The sequence below is a fragment of the Agrococcus phoenicis genome (genome assembly GCF_047302415.1).
Taxonomy (GTDB): domain Bacteria; phylum Actinomycetota; class Actinomycetes; order Actinomycetales; family Microbacteriaceae; genus Agrococcus.
Window position 1 is genome coordinate 1,888,853 of the sequence record NZ_CP154854.1, and the last position, 25,122, is coordinate 1,913,974.

At 73.3% G+C, this 25,122-nt stretch carries 18 protein-coding genes; 4 read left to right on the forward strand and 14 right to left on the reverse strand.

All coding sequences use genetic code 11. The annotated features are described in order from the left end of the window. Positions 1-84: 84 nt before the first annotated feature. Both AA0Z99_RS09060 and AA0Z99_RS09065 read left to right on the forward strand, forming a co-directional pair. The gene (locus AA0Z99_RS09060; protein ID WP_413316768.1) at positions 85-3,372 is read left to right on the forward strand and encodes an ExeM/NucH family extracellular endonuclease; all 3,288 of its coding nucleotides are present in this window, start codon (positions 85-87) and stop codon (positions 3,370-3,372) included. A gap of 96 nt (positions 3,373-3,468) precedes the next feature. Beyond that, positions 3,469-4,599 carry an N-acetylglucosamine-6-phosphate deacetylase gene (locus AA0Z99_RS09065; protein ID WP_413316769.1) on the forward strand — a complete coding sequence of 377 codons (1,131 nt, stop codon included), beginning with the start codon at positions 3,469-3,471 and terminating at the stop codon, positions 4,597-4,599. 19 nt (positions 4,600-4,618) lie between these two features. On the opposite strand, the gene AA0Z99_RS09070 is transcribed toward AA0Z99_RS09065, so the two are convergent. The 13 genes from AA0Z99_RS09070 to AA0Z99_RS09130 all read right to left on the reverse strand — a co-directional run bounded on the left by AA0Z99_RS09070 (position 4,619) and on the right by AA0Z99_RS09130 (position 22,522). Beyond that, positions 4,619-5,356 (reverse strand): GNAT family N-acetyltransferase, encoded by a 738-nt coding sequence (locus AA0Z99_RS09070; protein ID WP_413316770.1) that lies wholly within the window; start codon positions 5,354-5,356, stop codon positions 4,619-4,621. A gap of 111 nt (positions 5,357-5,467) precedes the next feature. Next, entirely contained in the window at positions 5,468-8,866 is a 3,399-nt protein-coding gene (locus AA0Z99_RS09075; RefSeq protein ID WP_413316771.1) for an error-prone DNA polymerase, read from the reverse strand. A 123-nt stretch (positions 8,867-8,989) separates the two neighbouring features. Continuing rightward, entirely contained in the window at positions 8,990-10,543 is a 1,554-nt protein-coding gene (locus AA0Z99_RS09080; protein WP_413316772.1) for a DNA polymerase Y family protein, read from the reverse strand. A 138-nt stretch (positions 10,544-10,681) separates the two neighbouring features. Then, positions 10,682-12,829, reverse strand: a complete 2,148-nt coding sequence (locus AA0Z99_RS09085) for a beta strand repeat-containing protein (protein WP_413316773.1) — start codon at positions 12,827-12,829, stop codon at positions 10,682-10,684. 83 nt (positions 12,830-12,912) lie between these two features. Beyond that, positions 12,913-14,103, reverse strand: coding sequence for a hypothetical protein (locus AA0Z99_RS09090; RefSeq protein ID WP_413316774.1), 1,191 nt, complete (start codon positions 14,101-14,103; stop codon positions 12,913-12,915). 132 nt (positions 14,104-14,235) lie between these two features. Next, positions 14,236-14,844 carry a hypothetical protein gene (locus AA0Z99_RS09095; RefSeq protein ID WP_413316775.1) on the reverse strand — a complete coding sequence of 203 codons (609 nt, stop codon included), beginning with the start codon at positions 14,842-14,844 and terminating at the stop codon, positions 14,236-14,238. A 177-nt stretch (positions 14,845-15,021) separates the two neighbouring features. After that, on the reverse strand, positions 15,022-15,798 hold the full coding sequence (nagB, locus tag AA0Z99_RS09100) for a glucosamine-6-phosphate deaminase (RefSeq protein ID WP_413316776.1): 777 nt from the start codon (positions 15,796-15,798) through the stop codon (positions 15,022-15,024). Beyond that, positions 15,786-16,688, reverse strand: coding sequence for an ROK family protein (locus AA0Z99_RS09105; protein ID WP_413316777.1), 903 nt, complete (start codon positions 16,686-16,688; stop codon positions 15,786-15,788). The genes nagB and AA0Z99_RS09105 overlap by 13 nt, the downstream gene beginning before the upstream one ends. Next, positions 16,685-18,091 carry a glycoside hydrolase family 3 protein gene (locus AA0Z99_RS09110; protein WP_413316778.1) on the reverse strand — a complete coding sequence of 469 codons (1,407 nt, stop codon included), beginning with the start codon at positions 18,089-18,091 and terminating at the stop codon, positions 16,685-16,687. Before AA0Z99_RS09110 ends, AA0Z99_RS09105 begins: the two co-directional genes overlap by 4 nt. After that, positions 18,088-18,939 (reverse strand): carbohydrate ABC transporter permease, encoded by an 852-nt coding sequence (locus tag AA0Z99_RS09115; RefSeq protein WP_413316779.1) that lies wholly within the window; start codon positions 18,937-18,939, stop codon positions 18,088-18,090. Before AA0Z99_RS09115 ends, AA0Z99_RS09110 begins: the two co-directional genes overlap by 4 nt. After that, positions 18,936-19,883 (reverse strand): carbohydrate ABC transporter permease, encoded by a 948-nt coding sequence (locus AA0Z99_RS09120; RefSeq protein ID WP_413316780.1) that lies wholly within the window; start codon positions 19,881-19,883, stop codon positions 18,936-18,938. Before AA0Z99_RS09120 ends, AA0Z99_RS09115 begins: the two co-directional genes overlap by 4 nt. A 130-nt stretch (positions 19,884-20,013) precedes the next feature. Next, entirely contained in the window at positions 20,014-21,291 is a 1,278-nt protein-coding gene (locus tag AA0Z99_RS09125) for an extracellular solute-binding protein (RefSeq protein ID WP_413316781.1), read from the reverse strand. 49 nt (positions 21,292-21,340) lie between these two features. Further along, on the reverse strand, positions 21,341-22,522 hold the full coding sequence (locus tag AA0Z99_RS09130) for an ROK family protein (RefSeq protein WP_413316782.1): 1,182 nt from the start codon (positions 22,520-22,522) through the stop codon (positions 21,341-21,343). A 179-nt stretch (positions 22,523-22,701) separates the two neighbouring features. Between AA0Z99_RS09130 and AA0Z99_RS09135 the strand changes: the two genes are divergently transcribed. Both AA0Z99_RS09135 and AA0Z99_RS09140 read left to right on the forward strand, forming a co-directional pair. Then, the gene (locus AA0Z99_RS09135) at positions 22,702-23,688 is read left to right on the forward strand and encodes a 1-phosphofructokinase family hexose kinase (protein WP_413316783.1); all 987 of its coding nucleotides are present in this window, start codon (positions 22,702-22,704) and stop codon (positions 23,686-23,688) included. A gap of 57 nt (positions 23,689-23,745) precedes the next feature. Beyond that, positions 23,746-24,192 (forward strand): GNAT family N-acetyltransferase, encoded by a 447-nt coding sequence (locus AA0Z99_RS09140; protein ID WP_413316784.1) that lies wholly within the window; start codon positions 23,746-23,748, stop codon positions 24,190-24,192. A gap of 73 nt (positions 24,193-24,265) precedes the next feature. Here the strand turns inward: AA0Z99_RS09140 and AA0Z99_RS09145 are convergent, their stop codons facing one another. Beyond that, positions 24,266-25,078, reverse strand: coding sequence for an SDR family NAD(P)-dependent oxidoreductase (locus tag AA0Z99_RS09145; protein ID WP_413316785.1), 813 nt, complete (start codon positions 25,076-25,078; stop codon positions 24,266-24,268). Positions 25,079-25,122: the final 44 nt, after the last annotated feature.

A 25,122-nucleotide genomic window follows, 5' to 3' on the forward strand; every position in this document is an offset into this window, starting at 1 on the left:
TGATGTTCAACTGAGGTCCCGGGCGCGCCGTGGGTGTCCTTCACTACCGTCGGCAGTGTCCCTGCACCTCAACGGAGTGGATCCATGCGCGCACGCACCATGCTCGGCACCGCCACCGTCGCATCCCTGGCCCTCACCGGCCTGGTCGCGACGCCGGCGATGGCGGCCGACCATCCGGTCATCAACGAGTTCTCGGCGAACGTCACCGGGCTCGACGGCGGCTTCGAGTTCGTCGAGGTGCACGCTGCACCGGGCACGGACCTGAGCGGCCACTCGCTGCTCGTCGTCAAGGGCGACAACCCGCACGCCGAGGTGGGCGAGGTGCTGCAGTCGCATGCCGCGCCCGTGCTCGACGAGGCAGGGCTCGGCGTCGTCGACTACCCGGCGAACGGCATCCAGAACGGATCGATCACGATCCTGCTCGTCGAGGGCTCGGCCGCGGTCGGCACGCAGATCGACGCGGACCTCGACGGCACGATCGATGCGGGGGTCGGGTTCACCGTCGTCGACGCGGTCTCGGTGCTCGACGGAGACGCTGGCGATCTCGGCTGGGGCACGCAGCTCACCCCTGACTTCGACGGCGGCGAGTTCACCGTCGGCGGCGCGAGCCGGATCCCGAGCGGCACCGACACCGACTCGGCCGGCGACTGGGTGCGCAACGACTACGACAAGGCAGGGTTCGAGGGCTTCGCCGGGCCGCCCGCGCCGGGCCAGGCCTGGAACACCCCGGGCGCTGCGAACGAGGTCGCCGAGGCGCAGGAGCCGCCCGCCGATCTGTCGTGCGAGTCCGACACCATCGCGATCGGCGCCGTGCAGGGCAGCGGTGACGCGTCGCCGCTCGCCGGTCAGACCGTCGTCGTGCGCGGCACGGTCGTCGGCGACTGGCAAGCAGGCGGCTTCGACGGCTTCACGCTGCAGGACGCGGGCGACGGCGATGCCGCGACGAGCGATGGCATCTTCGTCTCCGCACCCGGCGCAGCGGAGGTCGCCGAGGGCGACGCCGTGACCGTCAGCGGCGTCGCCGGCGAGAGCTTCGGCATGACGCAGGTCTCCGGCGCCACCGTGCTCGACTGCGGCGAGGGCGAGATGCCGACCGCGACGGAGCTCGAGCTGCCCATCGACGACCACGAGCGCTTCGAGAGCATGCTCGTCACGCTGCCGCAGGACCTCGCGATCATCGAGTACTTCAACTACGGCCGATACGGCGAAGTCGTGGTGGGCACCGAGCGCCAGATGCAGCCGACCGCCGTCGCAGCGCCGGGATCCCCCGAGGCAGCGGCGATCCGGGAGGCCAACGCGGCGAACCGCATCACCATCGACGACAGCCGCACCGCGCAGAACGCCGACCCGGCCATCCACCCCGGCAACCTCCAGGAGTTCACCCTCGAGAACAGCTTCCGCGGGGGCGACCTGATCACGGGCATCACGGGCGTGCTCGACTACCGCTTCGACCTGTGGCGCATCCAGCCCACGGAGGCCGGCACCTTCACCGCCGTCAACTCCCGCGAGCCGGCGCCCGAGATCGAGGGCGCCACCCTCGAGGTGACGGCGTTCAACGTGCTCAACTACTTCACGACGCTCGGCAGCCGCGGCGCGCAGACGGCGGAGGAGCTCGCGCGCCAGGAGGCGAAGATCGTCGCGGCGCTCACCGAGCTCGACTCGGCGATCATCGGCGTCAACGAGATCGAGAACAACGACGGCGAGGCGCTCGACACCCTCGTGGCCGCGCTCAACGAGGCCGCCGGTCCGAACGACGACGGCTCGGCCCGCTGGGCGGGCATCGACACGGGCACCGTCGGCACCGACGAGATCACGACGGCACTGCTCTACCAGCCCGCCCTCGTCACCCCCGAGGGCGAGCACGCCGTGCTCGACGAGACCGTCGACGCGCGCTTCGACACCTCGGCCAACCGGCCCGCGATCGCGCAGTCGTTCGTCGACACCGCGAGCGAGCGCGTCATCACCGTCGCCGTCAACCACCTGAAGTCCAAGGGCTCGGCGTGCGAGGGCGACACCGGCACCCCCGAGCAGGGCAACTGCAACGAGGTGCGCACGGATGCGGCGGCTGCGCTCGCCGACTGGATGGCGAGCGACCCCACCGGAGTCGAGGCCGACGGCTCCCTCATCATCGGCGACCTGAACTCCTACGACCACGAGGATCCGATCACCACCCTCGAGGCGGCAGGCTGGAGCGACCTGCTCGAGCGGTTCCAGGGCGAGGAGGCGTACACCTACGTGTTCGACGGCCAGCTCGGCTACCTCGACTACGGCATGGCCGATCAGGCGCTGCAGCCGCACGTCGTCGGCGCCGCCGCGTGGCACGCGAACGCCGACGAGCCGAGCCTGATCGACTACACGATGGCGTTCAAGGCCGACGCGCAGGACGCGCTCTTCGCACCCGACCCGTACCGCTCGAGCGACCACGACGCCGTCGTGGTCGGGCTCGCGCTCGAGGCCGCCCCGCCGACCGAGACGGTGGTCGAGACCTTCGCGGGAGCAAACCGCTTCGAGACGAACGCGGAGACCTCGCGCGCCACCTTCGAGCCGGGCACCGACGTGCTGCTGGCCTCCGGGGAGCTGTTCCCGGACGCGCTGGCCGCAGGCCCCGCGGCGGCGAGCGTCGACGCGAGCCTGCTGCTGACGCGCGCCTCGGTGCTGCCTCCTGCCACCGCGGAGGAGCTCGAGCGGCTGCAGCCCTCGACCGTGACGATCATCGGCGGCACCCCGTCGATCTCGCCCGCCGTCGTGGCGCAGGTGCTCGAGGTCGTGCCCGGCGCGACCGTCGAGCGCATCGCGGGCATCAACCGCTACGAGACGGCAGCGAGGCTCGCAGAGCGCTACTTCGGTGACGCGACCACCGCCTTCGTCGCCAGCGGCCAGGTGTTCGCCGACGCCGTCTCCGCCAGCGGCACGGCCGCGGTGCTCGGCGACGTGCCGGTGCTGCTGACGCCTCGGGACCGCGCCGACGCGGCGACGGTCTCGGCGCTCGGATCGCTCGGCGTCGAGTCGGCGATCGTGCTCGGCGGCCAACCCTCGGTCTCCGATGCGGCGCTGCGCACCTACCGGGATGCTGTCGGGACGGTGACGCGCATCGCCGGCTCCGACCGCTACGCGACGAACGCGATGCTGGTCGACGCCTTCATCGAACCCGCCGAGGAGCAGGCGATCGCGGTCGCGACGGGGCTCGGGTTCCCCGACGCGCTCTCGGCCTCGATGGTCGCGGGTGCGCACGGCGCTCCGGTGCTGCTGGCGGTGCGCAACTGCGTGCTGCTGACGGTCGAGGAGCAGATCGCAGCGCTCGCCCCGGTGCGCGTCCACAACATCGGCGGCCCGCCGTCGCTGCAGCCGGACGCCTGGCGCACCGGCTGCTGAGGCGAGCTGCGGCCGAGTCGCCGCTGCTGCGGGAGGGCCCGGTGCGAGCATCGCTCGCGCCGGGCCCTCCCGCGTCCGGCGACGTAGGCTGGGGTCGTGACGGAGCGCATGCTGCTGACGGTGGACCGGGCTCTCGCCGACGGCGTGCTGCTGCCGGATGCGTGGGTCGAGACCGCGGACGGCGTCATCGCCGCGGTCGGCCAGGGCGCGCCGCCGCGCACACCTGACCTGGAGCTGCGCGGCGTCACGCTCGTGCCGGGCTTCGTCGACCTGCACTGCCACGGCGGCGCCGGCTCGGCGTTCGACGACGCGGCGCCCGACTGGGAGGCGATCGACGGCTTCCACGGTGCGCACGGCAGCACCAGCCGCGCGGTCTCGCTCGTGACGGCGCCGCTCGACGATCTGCTGCCGCGCGTCGCCGCGGCCGCGCAGCGCTGCGCAGCCGACCCGTCGCTGCTCGGCATCCACCTCGAAGGCCCCTTCCTCGCCGACAGCCACCGCGGAGCCCACGATCCCGCGGCGCTGCGCGCACCGACGCCCGATGCGGTCGAGCGGCTGCTCGACGCCGGTGCGGGCCGCATCCTCCAGGTCACCATCGCGCCGGAGCTGCCGGGAGCGCTCGACGCGATCGGCAGCTTCGCCGACGCCGGCGCGCGCGTCGCCGTCGGCCACACCGGCGCCGACGCGGCCACGGCCCGCGCCGCCTTCGATGCCGGCGCGACGCTCCTCACGCACGCCTGCAACGCCATGCCGCCGATGCACCACCGCGCGCCCGGGCCGCTCACGGCCGCGCTCCTCGACGAGCGCGTGACGCTCGAGGCGATCGCCGACGGCCATCACGTCGCGCCCGAGATGCTCGCGCTGCTGCTGCGCTCGGCGCCGGGGCGCGTCGCGCTCGTCACCGACGCGATGGCCGCCGCGGGCATGCCCGACGGCGACTACCGCATCGGCGCGCTCGACGTGCGCGTCGAGGGCGGCCTGCCGCGCCTGTCGGGCAGCGGTGCGATCGCGGGCTCGACGCTCACCCCCGATCGCGCGATCCGGGTGCTCGTCGCTGCCGGTGTGCCGCTCGAGGTCGCCGTCGACGCGGCGACCCGGGTGCCGGCGGATGCCGTGGGTCGCGACGACCTCGGCCGCATCCGGGCAGGTGCGCGGGCCGACCTCGTGGCGCTCGACGCCCGCCTGGAGGTCGCCGGGGTGTGGCGCGCGGGAGGGGCGCTGCGGTGAGCGCCTCCGGCGCTGCCCGTCATCGGGTGCCGGAGGCCTCGTCCTCGTCGGGGTCGGCGACGACGTCCCACGTGCCGAAGGCTGCGAACCCCGCTGCGCGCGCGAGCGCGATGGAGGCGAGGTTGTCGAGCTGGCAGCGGTACTGCGGCTCGTAGCCGAGCGAGAGCGCGTGCGCGCTCATCGCCCGCACTGCCTGCCGGGCGAGCCCGCGACGCTGGAAGCGCGGCAGCGTGAGCACGCCCAGGTCGGCGAGCGCCGTCCCGGCCCACGGGTACATGCTGGCGGCACAGGCGAGCTCCCCCTCGACGAAGGCGCCGAACACGAGCCAGTGATCCAGCTCGACGAAGGCGTCGTCGAGGTCGCCCGCGGGGGCTTCCTGCTCGAACGCCGCGAACGCCGTCGCGTCGGCGTCGGTGAGCTGGCGCACGTGCGACGGCGCGGATGCCTGCACGAGCAGCTCGTGCCCCTCGGCGGGCAGGTAGAGGAGCGCGTCGGCGCCGTGCAGCGAGAGGCCTGCCCGCTGCAGCGCGGCCTCGAGCTGCGACGACCCGACGGTGGCGCCGTGCTCGAGGCCGAGCTCGTGCGCGATCGCAGGCGAGGCCGAGACGATGCCGGCACGGCCGGTGGGCTCGAGCACCGACAGCCGCCGGTGCTGCGGCAGGGTCTCGTCGACGACCACGTCGAGCTCGCCGCTCGAGGCGTGTGCGGCATCCGCCGACAGCGGCAGCCAGTGCTGGGTGACCGTGCTCGAGAACATGGGCTCGCCTTCGATGTGCCGTCGCTGCGACGATGCAGCACCGCAGGCTATCGGTGGCGCAGCAGGCGAGCGCTCCGACACGGTGAGCGCCTGCGCGCGTCGGAGCCCCGCCTACCGGAAGTCCCGCGACCTCGGGCTCGGCACCTCGAAGCGATCGAGCCGGTCGGCGAGCAGCGCGATGACCCCCTCGGGCGTGCGCTGCAGCATGCCCCGCACGATGAGCGCGGGCGCGTGCCGCGCGACCTGCCGCGCGTGCGCCCACAGCCCCTTCGAGACGATCACGTTGAGCATGCCCGACTCGTCCTCCAGGTTCATGAAGGTGACGCCCTGCGCCGTGCTGGGCCGCTGCCGGTGGGTGACGACGCCCGCCGCCTGCACGCGCCTGCCCGGCTCGACCTCGGCGAGCGCGGCGATCGGCAGCACGCCGCGCGCGTCGAGCATCGCCCGTGCGTGCCGCACCGGGTGGTCGTCGGTCGCGACGCCCGTCGACCAGATGTCGAGCGCCACCTGCTCCGCGGCCGAGAGCATCGGCAGCAGCGGCGGCTGGATGACGAGCTGCGAGCCCTCGAGCTGATCCTCGCGCTCGGCCGAGGCGGGGCCCGCGAGCCACAGCCCCTCCCGGCGGCTGACGCCCAGTCCGTCGAGCGCACCGGCGGTCGCGAGCGCCTCGAGCTCGCCGCGGTCGAGGTCGGCGCGGCGCGCGAGGTCGTGGATGTCGCGCAGCGGTGCCGCCGCGCGTGCGGCGACGATGCGCTCGGCGGCAGCCTCCCCCACGCCCGCCACGCTCGCCAGCCCCATCCGCACGGCGAAGCCCGCGTCGCGCCGATGCCGGTCGCGCATGGCGAGCGTCTCGGTCGCGACCTTCGGCACGGGCGGCTGCTCGCGCTCGAGGCACGCGTCGAGCCCTGGCCGGCGCTCGCCGTGCCGCTCGAGGCCGGCGACGGTGCCCGAGCGCACCACGTCGGGGCGGAGCGTCTCCACCCCGTGCCGCGACGCATCCTTCACGAGCGTCTGCGGCGACCAGAAGCCCATCGGCTGGCTGCGCAGCAGCCCCGCGAGGAACGCCGCCGGGTAGTGCAGCTTCAGCCACGACGAGGAGTAGACGAGCTTGCCGAACGCGAGCGAGTGCGACTCGGCGAACCCGAAGCCCGCGAACGCCTCGATCTTGCGATAGATCGACTCGGCCGTCTCGGCATCCACCCCGTTCGCGGCCATGCCGGCGAAGAGCTTCACCTTGAGCGCCTCGATGCGCTCCCGCGAGCGCTTCGAGCCGATCGCGCGGCGCAGCTGGTCGGCCTCGCCGGCATCGAAGCCGCCGACCGCGACCGACATCTGCATCAGCTGCTCCTGGAACAGCGGCACCCCGAGGGTGCGCTCGAGCACCGGCACGAGCAGCGGGTGGGGATAGGTCACCGGCTCGGCACCGGTGCGGCGCCGGATGTAGGGATGCACCGCTCCGCCTTGGATGGGACCGGGGCGGATGAGCGCGATCTCGATCACGAGGTCGTAGAAGCTGCGCGGCTTGAGCCGCGGGAGGGTCGCCATCTGCGCGCGCGACTCGACCTGGAAGACGCCCACCGCATCCGCCTCGCACAGCATGTCGTAGACCCCCGCCTCCTCTGCGGGGATCGATCCGATCGACCACTCCTCACCGAGGTGCTCGCGCGCGAGCGCGAGGGTGTGCGACATGGCGCCGAGCATGCCCAGGCCCAGCAGGTCGAACTTCACGAGGCCCATCCACTCGCAGTCGTCCTTGTCCCACTGCAGCACGGTGCGGTGCTCCATGCGGGCGGGCTCGATGGGGCAGACCGTGCCGACGGGCTGCTCGGTCAGCACCATGCCGCCGGAGTGGATGCCGAGGTGGCGCGGAGCGTGCAGGAACTCCCCGGCGAGCAGCGCGACCGGCTCGGGGATGCCGCTGTCCTCGTCGATGCGCGAGTAGGACTCGACCGACTTCGACCAGGCGTTCTGCTGGCCGACGGCATAGCCGAGCGCCTTCGCCGCGTCGCGCACCGCCGACTTCGGGCGGTAGGTGATGACGTTGGCGACCTGCGCGGCGTTGCGGCGGCCGTAGCGCTCGTAGACGTGCTGGATCACCTCTTCGCGCCGGTCGGCGTCGAAGTCGATGTCGATGTCGGGCTCCTCGGTGCGCATCATCGAGATGAAGCGCTCGAAGGGCAGGTCGTAGCGGATGGGGTCGACGGCGGTGATGCCGAGGATGAAGCAGACGGCGCTCGCGACGGCCGAGCCGCGGCCCTGGCAGAGGATGCCGCGGCTGTGGGCGAACTCGGCGATCTCGAACACGATGAGGAAGTAGCCGGCGAAGCCCTTCTCGTCGATGAGGCGCAGCTCGTGGTCGAGCCGCGCCCGCACCGAGGGGCGGGGCATGCCGTCGGCGCCGGTGTCGTAGACCCGCGGCAGCCGCTCGTCGACGAGCGCCCGCAGCCAGCTCATGGGCGAGTGCCCCGCCGGCACCTCGGTCTTCGGCAGGGAGGGGGATGCGGCGCGCAGGTCGAAGGCGAGGTCACGACCGAGCGCCGCGGCCGCGTCGACGGCGCCCGGGAACGCGCGGAAGCGACGCGCCATGACGGCGCCAGAGCGCAGCGACGGCACGCCCCCGGCGGGCAGCCAGGCATCGAGCTCGTCGATCGAGCGGCGTGCGCGCACCGCTGCGACCGCATCGCCGAGCTGCTGCCGGGCGGGGCTCGCGATGTGGGCGTTGGTGGTCGCGATCATCGGCAGCCCGCGACGCTCGGCGAGGTCGGCGAGCACCCGGTTGCGCTCGTGGTCGCGCGGGTCGCCGATGTCGCTCAGCTCGACCACGACGCGATCCCGGCCGAAGAGCGACGCGAGGCGGTCGAGCTCGTGCCCTGCGGCATCCGCTCCCTCCGCGTCGGCGCCGAAGCGGTCGAGCGCCTGGCGCACGATGCCCTTGCGGCAGCCCGAGAGGATCATCCACTCGCCGCCCGCGGTCTCGGCGAGCCGCTCGAGCTCGAAGATGGGCCGCCCCTTCTCGCCCGGCCGACCGCGGCTGTCGGTCGTGAGGTAGCCGTCGGTGAGCGCCGAGGCGAGCGCCGAGTAGCCCGTCGGGCCGGTCGCCAGCGCGACGAGGTGGCTGCCGTCGGGGTCGGGGATGCCGTGCTGCGGGGTCTCGAGGCCGAGCGAGAACTCGGTGCCGAAGACGGTGGGCAGCTGCGCCTCTGCGGCGGCCTCGGCGAAGCGCACCGCCCCGTAGAGCCCGTCGTGGTCGACGAGCGCGAGCGCCTCGAGGCCGAGCCTGCGCGCCTCGTTCACGAGCTCTGCCGGGCTCGAGGCTCCGTCGAGGAAGGAGTAGTGCGAGTGCGCGTGCAGCTCGGCGTAGGGCGTCGTGGCGCTCGGCACGCGGATGCGCGGGCGCCGTGCCTCGTCGAGCTCGTCGGCGCGCGCGGTCTTGCCCGCGCCGACGTCGCGGTCGCTGAGGATGCCCTCGAGCTCGTGCCACGGCATCGCCGGGTTGTTCCAGCCGGCCATCGCTCCCCCTCCCCCTGCGCCTGCCTCGCCTGCGGTCCTCCAACCGGTCTCCCGGTGGTTCGACCGGACTATCCGGTCGACGCCCCTCCATGCCGGTTGACGGTGCTCACCCTCTGCCGCTCGCTAGGCATAGCGGCCCTCGGCGAGCCAGGCGCCGTCGGCGTGCAGCAGCACCCAGGCCTCGCCCTCGCCGTCGAGCAGCTGCAGCCGGTGCACGACGTCGCCCAGCTCGCGCCGCCTGATCGGCCACGGCCCCGCCCACGTCACCACTCGCCGGCGCGGCGCGGCGGGCGGCGAGAAGGCGGCGGGGGATGCCTCGCGCACGTCGAGCGCACCGGGCTCGACGGTGAGGCCGGCGGCATCGACGAGCAGCACCGGCAGCGGCGGGCGGAAGACGACGGATGGCCGTGGCGCAGGCAGCGCCCCGGGCCACGGCCCGACCGGCTGGGGCGGTGCGGCATCCCCCCACGGGGTGAGCACGCCGCGCTCGGCCAGCAGCCTGCCGCCGCCGGTCGCCGCGGTGAGCACCGCCTCGCGCCCCAGCATGCTCTGCAGCCGCTCGAGCGCATGCTTGGTGCGGTCGTCGATGTCGCCGCCGCCCCACAGCCCCGGCATGTGCTCGGTGTCGGCATCGAGCCGCTCGGGCAGCGCCTCGACCTCGACGAGCGCCGACCCGAGCTCGCTCTCGGCCAGCTGCCAGCGCATCCGGTCGACGATGTCGCTCGCGCGCAGGAACCCCGGCTGCCGCCAGAGGCGCTCGCTCACCCGCCCCTCCTCGGCGCGCAGCAGGATGCGGATCTCGCTGCACACGAGCCGCTGCTCGGCCAGCTGCCGCACGAAGCGCTCGACCGGCTCGCGCACCGCGAGCGCCAGCTCTGCCACGCCCTCGATGCCGGGCTCGAACACGAGCCGCAGCACGCGCTCCTCCCCCAGCCCTGCCTCGTCGACTCGGCGGTCGTCGAGCCCGCGCGCCCGCGACAGGGCGATGAGGCCTGCGGCACCGAAGCGATCGCGGATGCTCGCCTCAGGCAGCTGCGCGAACTCGCCGAGCGTGTGCACGCCGAGCCGGTGCAGCATGCCCGGCAGCTCGTCGTCGCCGAGCACCCCCACGGGCAACGAGCCCAGGAACGCACTGCTGCGACCCGCGGGCACGATCGTGTCGGCTCCGGTGGCGAGCTCTGCCGTGAAGCGGTCATCGGCGACACCGAACGCCGCCGTCAGCCCCAGCGCCGCGAGCGCCGCGCGCACCGCCTCGATCGCACGTGGCTCCGAGCCGTAGAACCTGCTGGCCCCGCGCATCCGGAACGCCAGTGCGCCGTCGCCGATGGGCTGCGCCGCCGGCACGACGGCGAGCACCGCCCGCACGACCTGCTCGAAGGCGAGCGCCTCGCCCACCGGGTCGGCGGGCGCGAGCGCGAGCATGGGTGAGGCGGCCTGCGCGTCGCGCACCCGCATGCCGACCCGCACGCCGTCGGCTCGTGCACCTGCATCGCAGCCGACGATGCGCAGCGCATGGGTGATCGCACCCGGAACGCCGGCCTCGCCACCGGCGGGCAGCGCGCCCGTCTGGCGCGCGACGACGACCGCCCAGTCGGGCACGCGCAGCACACCGATGCGGCTGTCGCGCTGCGGGGTGGCGCGCGGCTGCGCGCCCCGCTCGATCGCCTGCTCTGCCATGTCACCATGATCGAACACACGTTCGAACGCAGTCAAGCGGATGCGGTGTGTCGCGACCCGCCTGCACCTCGACCAGGCATGCAGCGCGGGCATGCGGAGGTGCGGGACGCCGTGGAGCGTCCCGCACCTCCGTGCACGTCACTCCATGCTGCGGGCGCGTCGTGCGCCCAGCATCAGCAGGGCACCGAGCGCCAGCAGGGCGAGCGCCACCAGCAGGGCCGCGGAGTGCTCCGCGCCCGTCTGCGGCAGCATCGTCGCCGAACCACTCGTCGCCGACGGGGTGGTACCGCCGTCGGCCGGGCGGTCGATCACCGGGAGGTCGACCTTGCCGTCGTCGCCCGGGGTGCTGGGCGTGCCCGGCTCACCCGGCGTACCAGGCTCACCAGGCGTACCAGGCGTACCCGGCGTACCAGGCTCACCCGGCGTACCAGGCTCACCCGGCGTACCAGGCTCACCCGGCGTACCCGGCTCACCCGGCGTACCCGGCTCACCCGGCGTACCCGGCGTACCCGGCTCACCCGGCGTACCCGGCTCACCCGGCGTACCCGGCTCACCCGGCGTACCCGGCTCACCCGGCGTACCCGGCTCACCAGGGGTACCCGGGACCGTCACCGCGCTGCAGTCGCTCGACGATGCGTCGCCGATGATGCCGATCGCGTTGCAGGAGACGTTCACCGGCACCGCGATGCCGATGTTGCCGAGCAGACCCGAGAGCAGCCCGTCGTCACCCGAGGTCGAGCCGCTGCCCGGCCCGGTCGTCGCCGAGGAGTCGACCGTCGATCCCTCGCTCGTCGCGTCGCCCAGCACGGCGATCGCATTGCCGCCGACCGCCACGGGAACCGCAGCGCCGATCACGGCCTGCAGACCACCCAGCAGACTGTCGTCACCCGAGGTCGAGGGAGCGTCCGACGAGCCGGAACCCGTCGACGCACCAGCGGTGGAACCCGTGCTCGTCGCGTCACCGATGACGCCGACGGCGTTGCCGCCAGCGACGATCGGCGCCACCACATCGGCGACCAGCTGCGTACCACCCAGCAGGCTGTTGTCACCCGAGGTCGACGGAGCATCCGACGAGCCGGAACCCGTCGACGCACCAGCGGTGGAACCCGTGCTCGTCGCGTCACCGATGACGCCGACGGCGTTGCCGCCAGCGACGATCGGCGCCACCACATCAGCCACCAGCTGCGTACCACCCAGCAGGCTGTCATCACCCGAGGTCGCAGCAGCGGCATCCGAAGCACCGGATCCCGTCGACGCCTCAGCCGACGAGCCCTCGCTGTGCGCGTCACCGATGACGCCGACGGCATTGCCGCCAGCGACGATCGGCGCCACCACATCAGCCACCAGCTGCGAACCACCCAGCAGGCTGTCATCACCCGAGGTCGACGCAGCATCCGACGAGCCGGAACCCGTCGACGCACCAGCGTTCGAACCCGTGCTCGTCGCGTCACCGATGACGCCGACGGCATTGCCGCCCGCGACGATCGGCGCCACCACATCAGCCACCAGCTGCGTACCACCCAGCAGGCTGTCATCACCCGAGGTCGACGCAGCGGCATCCGAAGCACCGGAACCCGTCGACGCCTCAGCCGACGAGCCCTCGCTGTGCGCGTCACCGCCGACACCGACCGCGTTGCCGCCGGTGATCACGGGAGCCGCGACGTCGTAGACCTCCTGCGTGCCGCTGCCGATGCCATCGGTGCCAGAGGTGGCAGCAGGAGCAGCCGCTCCCGCACCTCCGGTCGTCGTCGTGCTGCTCGAGTCGGTGCTCGTCGCATCGCCGAGCACCGCGACCGCGTTGCCCGAGACGTTCACCGGCACCGACACGTCGGCCAGCACCTGGGTGCCGCCGAGCGCGCTGTCGTCACCCGAGGTCGATGCCGCTGGGGCGTCGCCGCTCGAGCTCGTCGTCGCGGTCGAGCCCTCGCTCGTCGCGTCGCCCAGCACGCCGACCGCGTTGCCCGCGATCGTCACCGGCAGGTCGACGTCCACGAGCGCCGCCGTGCCGGAGAGCACGCCGCCGATCCCGGAGGCCGAGACGCCGACCGACGGCGTGGCCGCCGACTCCGACGCGGTGTGCGCATCCGTCGACTCGGCATCGCCGAGCAGACCGAGCGACGTGCCGCTGATCGTCACCGGCAGCGAGACATCCACCACCGCCTGGTCTCCTGCACCGAGGCCATCTGCGCCCTCGGTCTCTGACGCACTGGCGATGCCAGTGCCTGCGGCCCACAGGCCGCCCGCGACCGCTGCTGTGCACAGCGCTCGCCACATGAGCTTGTTCATTGCTCTGCCTTTCCTGATTGGAGTGATCTGCCATCCCGCTCCGGGACGGCTGTGCATGCCGTGCGAGCACGGCAGCGGATCGCTCAATCAGGACGTGCGGTGTGCTCCTCGACGATCGAGGCGGGGGCGCGATCGTGCTCGATCGCACCGGCCTGCCCGCCCGAGAGCTCGGGCAGCAGGTGGTCTTGGGTGTCCGCCACGGGCGCGGCGGCTCCGGCGGCAGCGCCGCTCGAACCGGCCGGCGCGAGGGGCGCGACGGCGGGGGAAGCGGGTGCCTCGATCGGCACTGCGCGCTCGCCGATCGTGGGCAGCGCTCCCGGCTGCGGGGCCTCCACCGTCGTGGCGTCGGCCGGCATGGGCGCGAAGGTGAGCGCCGCCATGACGCGCAGCGCGAGGGTGTCGGCGGGGCTGGTGGTGTCGGATGCGTTCACGACGCCTGCATCGCCGACGGGGCTCGTGGGCGTGGGGGCCGGGGTCGCGAGGATCGGAGCCGCGGTGATCGGTGCAGCGGGGATGGGCGAGGCGGGGACGGGCGCCCCGGGGATCGGCTGCGGCGAGAGACTCGGGGCTGCGGGGGTCGGGATTGCCGGACCCGGGGTGGGGGTGACCGCGTCGACCACGTCGACGACCGGCTCGACCACGGGGTCCAGCGTCTCCTGCACCACGTCGACGACCGGGTCGACGACGGGATCGAGCGTCTCCTGCACCACATCGACGACCGGGTCGACCACGGGGTCCAGCGTCTCCTGCACCACGTCGACGACCGGGTCGACGACGGGATCGAGCGTCTCCTGCACCACATCGACGACCGGGTCGGTCACATCGATGACGAGGTCACGCACGGGCTGCGTCACCTCAGTGACCACCTCGCCCACCGGCTGCGTCACCTCGGTCACCAGCTCGCTCACCGGCTCCGTCACGTCGGAGACGAGCTCGTCGACGGGCGCCGTCGCCTCGCTGACCAGACCACCGACCGGCTCCGTCACCTCAGCAGCGACATCACCCACCGGGGTGGTCACCTCGGAGACCAGCGCTCCGACCGGCTCCGTCACACCGCCGACGAGATCTCCGACCGGCTCCGTCACATCGCCGACGAGATCCCCGAGGCCCTTGACGAGGCCTGTGGTGGATCCGCCAGCGGACTCGCCGCTCGCAGCCTGCGCAGGCATCCCGCCTGCGAAGAGGAACAGTGCCACCGCACCCATCGTCGCGGTGCCGCTCGCGAGGGCGAGGCGCAGCAGGCGGGGCTGCCTGCGCGGTGCGCTCGCGTCCATCGCGGTCCTCCGAAGTCGTGTCTTCTCGGGCGTTCCCTGGTCACGCTACGAGCCTGACGGGGCAGAAGCGAGGAAACTCAGTGCATTCACAGGATTTCTGCCTATAGCCCAGTTCTGCGACGTGCGAAATGTTCAGGCTGCCGATCGGCGCCCTGCCGCATCGCCATCCGCCCGCCCACCCGGTGCACCCGACCGGTCGATCGGGATCCTCGCGAAGCTCGGCGCCCCTCCCGTCACCACCTCGACGACGAGCCCGCCGGCAGCGATGCGCCCGTCGCCGTCGCCAAGCCCCTGCCACTCGGCGCGCACGCTGCGCACCACGGTCGCGGCGCCCTGCCACGGCCCCGCGACGAGCAGGGTCGACGACGCCTGCCGCAGCCTCGCCGCGAGCCTCGCCGCCTCGGTCGGCGTCACCCTCCCGGGCGAAGCGGCGAGCACCACCGGCATCGCCTCGGCGAGGCTCGCCACCACATCGAGCCACGAGCGGCCCGGATGCGGCACGAGCGCGACGCGGTCGATGGGCACCCCGAGGTCGCGGGCTGCCTCGATGCCGAGATCGGGGATCCCGACGATCGCACCCCAGGACCCTGCCGGCAGCACCGCTCCCATGCACGCGAGCGCGAGCCCTCGCGACTCGATGCTGTGCGCGGCGCCCGTTCGCAGCCGGCGCACCACCTCGTCGAGGCCCTCCATCGTCGACGCATCGGGCGCCGGCACCTGCTGCGGCGCTGCCTGCTGCATGCCGCGCAGTCGAGCGCGCAGCGCTTCGACCGTCGCCGTGCGGTCGTCTCCCGTGCGGCGCTCGAGTCGTGCAGGAACCCGTGTGCTCACACCTCATGATCGAACGTGTGTTCGATCGCTGTCAATCGCGCGCGGCGTGTCGGCGCGACCACGCTGCGGGCGTGCAGCGCTGAGGCATCAGCGCCCCTGCAGGGCCTCGCTGGCGGCAGCCGCCTCGCGGTAGTAGTCCTGCAGCCGGAGCCGCTCGGCCGCCGCCTCGTCCACGACCACGCTCGCGCGCCGGTGCAGCTGCAGCACCGAGCCCGGCCACATCGCCGACAACGGACCCTCCACCATCTGCGCCACCGCCTCCGCCTTCCGCTCCCCCGTCGCGACCAGCAGCACGCGATCGGCGTCGAGGATGGTGCCGAGCCCCTGCGTGATGCAGTGCGTCGGCACCTCGTCGAGGCTCGCGAAGAAGCGGGCGTTGTCTGCCCGAGTGCGCGCCGACAGCGCCTTCACCCGCGTGCGCGAGGCGAGCGACGAGGTCGGCTCGTTGAAGCCGATGTGCCCGTTCGCGCCGATGCCGAGCAGCTGCAGGTCGATGCCGCCCGTCGCGATGCGCCGCTCGTAGCGCGCGCACTCCGCCGCGAGGTCGGCAGCTGCGCCTGCGGGCACGTGCACGCGCGCCGGGTCGAGCCCGAGCGGCACCGTGACCTCTCTGTCGATCACCTCGCGATAGGACTGCGGGTGCCCGGCCTCGAGCCCGACGTACTCGTCGAGCGCGAACGCCGAGACGCGCGAGAGGTCGAGCCCCGCCGCTCTCCTGGCCGCGAGCGCGCGGTAGGTCGCGAGGTGGCTCGACCCGGTGGCGACGCCGAGCACCGCGTCGGGCGAGCCCTGCACGAGCGCCGCGACCCGCGCTGCCGCGAGCTCGCCGGCAGCCGCCGCGTCCGCGACGATCACGACCTCCATGCGGCACTCCCCATCAGCGCGGCGCCGACGGCGCCCGGTTGGGCACCCAGCGGCAGCAGGCGGATGCGGGCGGGCACGTCGAGCGCTGCCAGCAGCGGCGACTCCTCGGCCCACGCGGCGATGCGCTCCTGCACGCCGTCGAGCAGCGGTGCGCCCAGCCCGCTCACGCCGCCGCCGATCAGCACGGCATCGACACCGGTCGTGAGCACGAGGCTGCGCACCCCGTGCGCGATCCCGTCGATGAACGCTCGCCAGTCGCGCACGCCCCGCTCCTCGCCGAGCTCGGCGGCGGCCAGCATGGCAGCGGCGGGGATCCCGCCCTCCCAGCGCTGCGCGAGCGACCATCCGGAGGCGACGGTCTCGAGGCAGCCGAGCTGCCCGCAGCGGCAGCGGCTGCTCGCGCCCGGCACGGGGATGTGCCCGATCTCGCCGGCCATGCCGCTCGCGCCGCGCAGCACGCGGTCGCCGAAGGCGAGCCCCGCGGCGATGCCCGTGCCGAGGCCGATGTAGGCGATCGCCTCCGCGGGCTCCACCATCAGGTGCCGGGCGCCCAGCACCGCCGCGCGCACGTCGTTGTCGACCGTGACCGCGACGCCGAGGCCCTCGCTCACCGCGCTGCCGATGTCGAGCGCCTCGATGCCGAGGTTGACGGCGCCGCGCACGAGCGTGCGGTCGTCGCCGACGATGCCGGGCACGCCGAGCCCGGCGCCCTCGAGCGCCCGGCGATCGACGCCCGCGACCGCGAGCGCCTCGTGCGCCGCCGCGACCGCGGAGCCCACGACCCCGTCGCCGCGGCGGGTCGCCACCTGGTGCGCGCCGAGCACCTGCCCGTGCTCGAGCACGACGGCGACCGTCGTGGTGCCGCCGATGTCGATGCCGAGCGCGGTCATCGGCCGAGCATCTCGCGCAGCGCGAGCCCGCAGGCGCGCGAGGCTCCGAAGGTGGCGATGTCGGCGAGGCGACCCGCAGACCAGCCTGCGTCGATGACGAGCACGTCGTGTCGCTCGCGCAGCGCCGTGATGCTCGCGGCCGACTCCTGCCCGCGCTCGAGATCCTTGCCGAGCACGATCAGCGGCCCCGCGGGCAGCAGCGGCACGGCGCCCGGCTCGACCACGGTCGAGCCGTCGAAGGGATCCCACGGCACCGCACCGGCAGCGATGTTCGCCGCGCGCTCGAGCCGCACGACCCCGACCGCGAGCTCGCGCTCGTGCTGCGCGATCCACCGCAGCGCATCCTCGCCGACCGCGAACGTCGAGCGGATGCGCGCCAGGTCGTCGGCGGTCGCCTCGCCCAGCGCGCTGAGCGGCAGGGGCTGCGGGCCGGCGGCGGCCATGGCGCGCGTGCGGCGTGCGGCGTCGCGCACGCGCTCCTCGTCGAGCCTGCCCTCAGCCACTGCGGCGAGCACCGCGCGCTCGATCGCGGCGATGCCCTCGGCGCCCGTGGCGGTGCCGAGGCACAGCAGGTCGCAGCCGGCCGCGAGCGCGCGCACCGCTGCCTCCGGGATGCCGATCTCGGCGCTCGCGCCAGCCATGTCGAGCGCGTCGGAGACGATCACGCCCTGATGACCGAGCTCGCCCCGCAGCAGGTCGGTGAGGATCGCGCGCGAGTGGGTCGCGGGCACCGCATCGATCGCCGGCACCACGATGTGCGAGGTCATGATGGCCGCGGCGCCCGCAGCGATGACCGCTCGGAACGGCGCGAGCTCACGGGCGTGCAGCAGCGCGGTGTCGGCGTGCACGACCGGCAGCCCGACGTGCGAGTCGACCGCGGTGTCGCCGTGACCCGGGAAGTGCTTCGCGGTCGCGGCGACGCCGACGCCCTGCACGCCCTCCACCCAGGCGGCGGCGTGGCGAGCGGTGCGCTGCGCGTCCGCGCCGAAGCTGCGCACGCCGATGACCGGGTTGTCGGGGTCGACGTTGACGTCGGCGACGGGCCCGAAGGCCATCGTGGCGCCGACGGCGCGCACGTGCTCCCCCACCCTGGCCGCGACCGAGCGGGTCCAGTCGAGGTCGTCGGCGCGACCGAGCACCGCGGCCCCGGGGAAGGGCGAGCCGGCGCCGTAGTGCACGCGGGTCACGTCGCCGCCCTCCTCGTCGAGCGCGACGATCGCATCCGGGCGCACCGCGCGCACCGCATCCGACAGCCTGCGCAGCTGCGCGGGATCGACGACGTTCTCGCCGTAGAGGCAGCAGGAGACGAGGCCATCGGCGAGCAGCGCGGCCATCCAGTCGGGCAGCTCGGTGCCCACGAAGCCCGGCATGAGCGTGGCGCGCGCATCGGCGAGCAGGCTCATCCCTTCACCGCCCCGCCTGCGAGGCCGCTCGCCATGCGGCCCTGGATGATGAGGAAGAACACGACGACCGGGATCGCCATGAGGGTCGAACCGGCCATGATCGCCGCCCAGTTGGTCGTGCCGTTGAGCGTGAGGAAGGTGCGCAGCCACACGGGCAGCGTCATCAGGTCCGGCCTGGTGTTGACGATCAGCGCCATCAGGAACTCGTTCCACGCCTGGATGAAGGCGAACACGCCGGTGGCCACCAGGCCGGGGGCGAGCAGCGGGAAGGTGATGCGGAAGAAGGCGCCGACGCGCGAGCACCCGTCGATCTGCGCGGCCTCCTCGAGCTCGATCGGCAACCCGTCGACGAAGCCTCGCAAGGTCCAGATCGTGAAGGGCACGACGGTCGCCGAGTAGATCAGGATGAGCGCGATCGCCGTGTTGAGCAGCTGCCAGGTGTCGAGCACGCGGTAGAGCGAGACCATCATCGCCTCGAGCGGCAGCATCTGGATCGCGATGATCGCGACGATGAAGCCCTTGCGGCTGCGGAACCTGAAGCGCGAGATGGCGACCGCGGCGAAGAAGGAGAGCACGGCGGCGACGAGCACGGTCGCGAGCGTGACGAGCAGCGACATGCTGAGCGCCGGCAGGAACGGCGTGCGGCCCGGATCGAAGAGCACGGTCTCGTAGTTGCGGAGCGTGAACGACTCCGGCCACAGCTGCAGCTCGCGCGAGCGCACCTCGTTGTTCGGCTGGAAGGAGGTCTTGACCATCCAGTAGACGGGGAAGGTGGAGCAGAGGAAGACGACGACGGCGACGGCGCACCACAGGACGGTCGCGGCGCGGCGCCGCTGCTTGTGCCTCACGACTCGCTCCTCAGCATGTTCCGCATCAGCGGGAAGGCGAGCACGAGCAGCACGAGCATCGTGATGATCGCGAGCGCGCCGCCGATGCCGAACTCACCGCCGGCGATCGCGGTCTGGTAGATGTACACGCCGAGCGTCGAGGTCTCGGAGCGGATGCCGCCGATGTCCTGCAGGGCGAAGATCTGGGTGAAGACCCGCAGATCCCAGATCAGCTGCAGGATGGTCGCGATCACGAGGATCGGCGCGAGCTGCGGCAGCACGATCGACGTGAAGCGCCGGGCGGGGCCGGCGCCGTCGAGCGCTGCGGCCTCGAGCTGCTCCTCCGGCACCTGCGTGAGGCCGGCGAAGACCATGAAGGCCACGAACGGCACCGCGCCCCAGACGATGATGATCGTCGCCACGGTGAAGAAGCCCATCGGGTCGATGAGCCACGAGCGGCGATCGAACTCGCTCAGCCCCAGCACGTCGCGCAGCAGCGAGTTGACGACGCCGTACTCGGTGTCGAACATCCACCCCCACACGATCGTCGCGGTGAGCGCCGGCATCGCCCAGGCGAGCAGCAGCCCGACGCTCATGAGCACCCGGAAGGGCTTCGGCAGCCGCTGCATCAGCAGTGCCAGCGCGATGCCGAGCAGCATCGCCGCCGTCACGCACACGAGCGCGAAGGCGACGGTGCGGCCGAGCACCGTCCAGAACTCGCCGTCGCCCAGCACGGCGATGTAGTTGTCGAACCACACCCACTCGGCCGGCTGGCCGAAGACCTGCGCGCGGCCGAACTCCTGGAACGACAGCAGCGCGAGCTGCACGAGCGGCCAGCCGATGACGGCCGCCACCATGGCGGTCGCGGGCGCGAGCAGCACGAGCGGCAGCACCGTCGCCATCCGGCGGGGGCGTCTCCGCGGCGTCGGCAGCGCTGCCTGCGCTGCGGCCTCAGCCTCGATCATGGGGTCTCCTCTGCGGGCACCGGTGGGCGCGACGGTACGAGCGGTCGCCGCTCTGCGCTCGAGGCAGCAGGCGTGGCGGGGGTGTGGTGGGCCGTGACCGATGCGGAAGCGCCGGTCACGGCCCAGCGCGTCAGCCGTTCAGGATGGATTCGATCTGGGCATCGGCGGCCTCGGTGAGGGCACGCACGTCGCCGCCCTGCGCGATGCTGACGAAGAGGTCCTGCAGCAGGCCGGAGGCCTCGACATCGGCCCAGCGGGGCGACGCCGGGGTGAGGCGCGCGTTGGCGGCCGCCTCGGTCGAGGCCTGCGCCACCGCGTCCGTGCCGAGCGTGTCCGCGAGGGACACGCGGGCGGGGACGAGCCCGTTCTGCCCGTAGATCGTCTGGAACTCGTCGCCCAGGATGATCTCGAGCGCGTCGACGGCGAGCTCCGGGTGCTCGGTCGCGGCCGAGATGGCGACGTTCGAGCCACCTGCGAAGACCTGCGCCGCGCCGCCGTCCATGCCGGGCAGGGCGTAGACGCCCAGCGTCTCCTCGGCGTCGGGGCAGCCCGGCGTCTCGGCGTCCGCCGGCGCGAGGATCGACCACTTCACCCAGCTCGGCGCCGAGAGCTGCAGGCTCGTGCCGTCGCAGTAGCCCACCTGGGGGTTCGTCTCGTTGCCGTCGATGGGGGCGCGCGATGCCTCCTGCATCACCTGCTGCGCCTGCTCGAGCCCGGCGACCGAGGCGTCGCTCGAGAGCTGCGCATCCCATCCCTCGCCCTCGGGCACCGCGATCTCGCCGCCGTGCTCCCAGATGAAGGGCAGGCCGTTGTACCAGTCCTGCCCGGGCCACCAGAGGCCGGACGCCTCGGGGTTCGCCTCCGCGAGCGCGATGGCGTTGGAGGCGTACTCGTCGAGGGTCGTCGGCACCTCGAGCCCCGCCTCCTCGTAGACGGCCGTGTCGTAGAAGACCAGGCGCGAGCCGGAGTAGAGGGGCGGGGCGTAGAGCGCTCCGTCGGCCGTGCCGATCTCGACGAAGCCGGGCAGCAGGTCGTCGGCCTGCAGTCGCTCGGCGTGCTCGGTGAGGTCGAGGAAGGCGCCTGCGGTCGTGAAGGCAGGAGCCTGGGTGTTGCCGATCTCGACGATGTCGGGGCTGTCGGATCCGGACAGCGCGGTCGTCAGCCGGTCGACGAGCCCGTCCCACGACTGCTCCTCGATGACGAGGGTGGAGCCCGGGTGCTCCTCCTCGAAGGTGTCGATCAGCAGCTGCCGAGCGTCGTCGGGCGTGTCGGTGCCGACCAGCCAGACGCGCAGCTCTGCGCCCTCCGCGGCCGGTGCGTCGGTCTCGCCATCGCCTGCTGCGGCACTGCAGCCCGTGATGGCGAGCACTCCCACGGCGCCGAGCGCCGCGATCGCGTTCTTCTTCATGGTTGATCCTCTCCTTGTCGCGACGGCGGCGCCGTCGCGGTGTCCGGGGCTACGAGACCCCGAGTTCTCCTGTGCGCACCAGCAGCGCGGCACCGCGCACGACGACGTCGCCGCCGTGCTCGGTCATGGCGACCACGAGGCCGTCGCCCTCGTCGAGGGTGCGCTCGCGCAGCGTGGCTGCGGCGGCTTCCAGCAGCGCACCCTCGATCAGCTCCGGCGGCCCGCTCATGACGATGCGACGCACGTCGACAGCGCCCACGATCGGTGCGACGGCGATGCCGAGGCGGCGACCGGCCTCCTCGAGCACTCGCTCGCGGCCCTCCTCGCCCGCCTCCTCGATCGCGGCGCGCAGTCGGGGCGCTGCCAGCCACGCCTCGAGGCAGCCGTCGCGGCCGCACGCGCAGCGCGGCCCGCCGTCGGTGCCGATGGTGACGTGGCCGATCTCGCCCGCCGCCGAGCGGTCGCCGCGCACGGGCGCGCCCGCGACGGCGACGCCTGCGCCGACGCCGAGGCCGATGCGCACGACGAGCAGCGTCTCGGCGCCGGAGCTCGAGAGCTCGGCCAGCAGCGCGATGTTCGCGTCGTTCGCGACGTGCACGGGCAGCTCGAGCGCGTCGGCGAGGCGGTCGCGCAGCGGCAGCTCGTGCCAGCCGAGGTTCGGCGCCTGCCGCACGATCCCCGCCGCGTCGACGATGCCGGGGGTGCCGACGCCGACGCCGAGCACCACCCGATCGGCGCGGGCGACCAGGGCGCGGGCGAGCTCGATCGCGTGCTCGACCGCCGCGTCCCCGACCGCCGCACCGATCTCGCGCTCGAGCCGCTCGACGACGGTGCCGTCGAGCCGCACGACGGCTCCGCGGAACCGGTGCGGCTCCGAGAGGTCGAGGCCGACGAGCTGGAAGCTGTCGTGCGCGAGGTCGAGCAGCGTGGCGGGTTTGCCCGGTCGTGCGCCGTCGCGCGGGCCCAGCTCCACGAGCAGGCCCTCCTGCAGCAGCTCGGCGACCAGATCCGAGACGGTGACGCGCGTGAGCATGGTCGAGCGCGCGAGGTCGGCGCGCGAGCCCGGGCCCTCGTCCAGCAGCGTCTGCAGCACGAGCGTGCGGTTGTGGGCCCGCGCGTGCTCGGGCAGCACCTTCTGGCGGCGCCTCGCGCCCATCGCGAACGCGTCGTGAGGGAGCGCGATCGCCGCGTCCCTGCGCGCTCGCGGCTGCATCCTCATCGACACCGTCATGTTTGTTAGTACACCTTCCAAACAAAACGAGCGCAAGACCGCACCGGTCACGAAACGGTAACGATGGGCAGCGGCACGCCTCCCGGCGACGATCCGTGCGGCGACGGCGAGCGGATGCGGGAAGAATGTCAGCAGTCGCGACGCCTGCGCGCGGCGGTCGCGGCATCGAGGGGTGGAGCATGAGCGGAGCGGACGGCGAGCGCGCTGCCGATGAGCGCGAACCCGCAGCGCTCGGCCTCGGCGCGCAGGGCCCCTCCCCCATCCTCTGCGTGACGACGAACCCCGCGATCGACATCACCTACGCGATGGACGAGCTGCGGCCCGGCACGAGCCATCGGGTCGAGACCGGGCTCGCGCGCGCCGGCGGCAAGGGCGTCAACGTCGCCCGCGTGCTGCACCAGCACGACGAGGCCGCCATGGTGATCGCCCCGATCGGCGGCCCCGTGCGCGTGCTCTTCGTGCACGACCTCGAGCGCTCCGGCATCCCCCACCGCCTCGTCGAGGTCGCCGCCCCCACGCGGCGCACGACCGCGATCGTGACGCCTGCGGGCACCACCAACCTCAACGAGCGCGGTGCGGCGATCGGCGCCGAGGACTGGCAGCGCCTGCTCACGATCGTGCGCGCCCAGGCTCCCGCCGCGCGCATCGTCGTCTCCTCCGGCTCGCTGCCGCCCGACACCCCGCCGGGCTTCTGCTCCAGCGTGGTCGACGTCGCGGTCGCCGCGGGCCGGCCGTGCATCATCGACGTCGGCGGCGAGCAGCTGCGCGCCGCCGTGGCCGCCGGGGCGACCGCGGTGAAGCCCAACCGCCACGAGCTGCTCGACGCGATGGGCGGCACCGACCCCCTCGACGCGGCGCGGCGGCTCGCCGCCGAGGGCACCGGCACCGTCTTCGCCTCCCTCGACATCGAGGGCATGCTCGCGGTGCTCCCCGACGGTCGTGCGTGGCACGCGCAGCTCGGTCGGGTGCTCGAGGGCAACCCGACCGGCGCCGGGGATGCCGCGGTCGCGGCGCTCGCCCTGGCCATCGCCGACGGCGAGACGCTCGAGGCGCAGCTCGCCCGCGCCACCGCCTGGTCGAGCGCCGCCGTGCTCGCCCCGCAGGCGGGCTCGATCGTCGATCCCGCCGAGCTCGAGCCGCGCATCCGCATCACGCCGATCGGCTGATCACCGCGTCACCAGCCGTTCATCCGGGCTCGTGGGCGGCGCTGGTACGGTGTGCGCATGGAGAACCTGCGCCTCGAAGAGCTGTCCGCCGCGAACGTCGTCGCGGCCAACGGCATGACGCTGAAGCGCGGCCAGGAGGCCTTCCTGGCGGCGAACGCCCGCCTCGAGGAGTTCGTCAACACGCAGAGCGCGTGGCAGCGCGTCATCTTCGACGGAGACGAGCCGGTGGCCTTCGTGATGGCCAACTTCGACCCCGAGGTCGACCGCGACGAGTACCGCTCGAGCATCCTGCGGATGTACGTGGCGGGCACCGCGCAGCGCCGCGGCGTCGGCACGTTCACGGTGAGCCAGGTCGCCGAGGAGGCGAAGCGCAGGGGCTTCGACAGCGTCTACGCGGTGTGGGAAGAGGGCGACCAGGGCCCCGGCAGCTTCTTCCAGGCCGTAGGCTTCGAGGTCATCGGCGAGAACGAGTACGGCGAGGCGATCGGGCGCAAGGCGCTCTGAGCCAGTCGCCCGCAGCCGCATCCGGGCACGCCCGGCTGCACGCGGCAGGCCCGAGTGCCGACGGGCGAGCGGATCAGTGCGCGACCGGCGCAGCTGCCTGCTGCACGAGCCCGCCGTCGACGGGGAGGTTCACGCCGTTGACGTACTTCGCCTCATCCGATGCGAGGAAGAGCGCGGCGTGCGCGACGTCGAACGGCTCACCCATCCGCTTCGTCGGCGAGAGCGCGTTGCGCGCTGCGAGCATCGCCTCCACGGACCCGTAGCTGCCGCTGATCTGCTCGTGCATCATCGGGGTCTCGATGTAGCCGGGTGAGACGCAGTTGGCGCGGATCCCCCGCGCGGCGTACTCGAGCGCGAGGTTCTGGGTGAGCTGCACCAGCGCACCCTTGGTGGCCGAGTAGCTCGGGTAGTTGTAGCCGATGTACCGCATCCCGCCGACCGAGGCGACGTTCACGATCGCGCCGCGGCCGCGCTCCAGCATGCCCGGCAGCGCGTGCTTGCAGGTGAGGAACACGCTCGTGAGGTTGATGCGGTGCACCAGATCCCACTCCTCGAGCGTCATCTCCATCGGGCCGCCCATGCGGGCGATGCCGACGTTGTTGTGCAGCACGTCGATGCCGTCGCCGAAGGCCTCCGCCTGCCGCACCGCGGCGGCGACGCTGTCCGGATCCGTCACGTCGCCCACGACGCCCTGCACCCTGGCAGCGGGCTGCAGCTCGCGCACGCGGGCGGTGGCGTCGTCGACCGCGTCGGCGTCGCGGTCGACGATCGTCAGTGCCGCAGCCTCGCGGCCATAGACGATCGAGGTCGCCAGACCGTTGTTCAGCCGAGCGCCCTTGGAGCCTCCGCCGAAGACGACGACGGATCGTCCTGCAAGCCTGCCCATCGTGCGCTCCGCTCTGCGCGGCACTGTCGCCGCGCGGGGACAGC